The organism is Paraburkholderia sp. BR14320, from assembly GCF_040948665.1.
Classification (GTDB): domain Bacteria; phylum Pseudomonadota; class Gammaproteobacteria; order Burkholderiales; family Burkholderiaceae; genus Paraburkholderia; species Paraburkholderia youngii.
Genome location: NZ_JBFPKG010000187.1, coordinates 1 through 1260 on the forward strand (window position 1 = coordinate 1; position 1260 = coordinate 1260).

Annotated in this window: 1 protein-coding gene and 1 pseudogene; both read left to right on the forward strand. The window is 55.7% G+C overall.

Features of this window, described 5'->3' with window-relative positions; genetic code table 11:
• Positions 1-602: pseudogene (locus AB3X89_RS39730) on the forward strand (IS3 family transposase); the annotation flags it as partial.
• Positions 603-1035: 433 nt separating this feature from the next.
• A partial coding sequence (locus AB3X89_RS39735; protein WP_368587997.1) for a transposase occupies positions 1036-1260 on the forward strand: 225 nt, incomplete at its 3' end.

Genomic DNA, 1260 nt, shown 5'->3' on the forward strand with positions numbered 1-1260 from the left:
TGAGCAAGAACGGTATCCGGGCACGCCACAAACGCCGCTACCGCGTCACGACTGATTCCCGGCACAAGCTGCCCGTCGCGCCGAACCTGTTGAACCGCGAGTTCGCGCCGGCTGCGCCGAATCAGGTTCAGTTCGGACATCACGCATATCTGGACCGACGAGGGCTGGCTATATCTGGCGGTCGTGCTGGACCTGTTCAATCGAGAAGTCGTGGGTTGGTCCATCAAGCCGCGCATGACGGTCGACATTGTGACCGACGCGCTGACGATGGCATGGTTTCGCCGGAAGCCCGCGCCCGGCGCGCTGCACCACTCGGACCGTGGCAGCCAGGGCGCGAGCCACGAATTTCAGTGCAGGCTGGCTGACTATGGCATGCGTTGCTCCATGAGCCGCAAAGGAAATTGCTGGGACACGCGCCGACGGAGAGCTTCTTCAACAGCCTGAAAAATGAACGGGTTCATGCAGCGCGCTATCGCACGCATCGCGAAGCCGCAGCGGACTTGTTCGAATACATCGAAGTGTTTTACAACCGCAGTCGTCGTCATTCGTCGCTCGGCTTTGTGTCGCCGGCCCAGTTCATGCGAGACTGGCTCGTGGCTTAGCAGGCAACGGATGTAGCTGCATAACCCCGGGCCTCTGGAAGGCGAAAAACAGAGGGAAGGTCAGTACCAGTGTTCATCTGTTGCATCCGTTGGGGTCTGGGTTTCTTCTTCTTGCCATGGGTGCCAAGCCTGACGGAAAGGTCATAACGGATTGTAAAGAATATTGAGTTTGAGAATGTTCCCTATTACTGATGAGGACTGCATGATAATCAACATGGCGGTCTACTCAAGTAGAAAGCTGCGCCGAACGTTGTGAGCGCATCGCAAACGAGCTTTTAGGGCAACCTCATCAATGAGTTACTCTCGGGACCAAACAAGGGAGGTGTTAGCAACCGACGCACGTTTCCATGATTTATCGACCGAGCGAGGTTCTTGAAACAGTGCCTTCAAGGTAGCTTGGGTGTGTATTTTGCCGAAAGCAGCCTAACGCGCCATGTCTGTAAGAAGCTTATTAACGGTTGACGATTTCTCGATATTTGTGCGCTCCCGCTCATCGCCAGCGGTGAAGTCTGGCTATCGCCAGTGTCATCCATTGATGGAGCAGGTGCAATACAACCTTCTGTTTCGTTGGTTCATCGGCCTGGCAATGGATGACGTGGTGTGGGTGCCCACGGTCTTCACGAAGAACCGCGAGCGGTTGATCAAGCACGATGCCGTG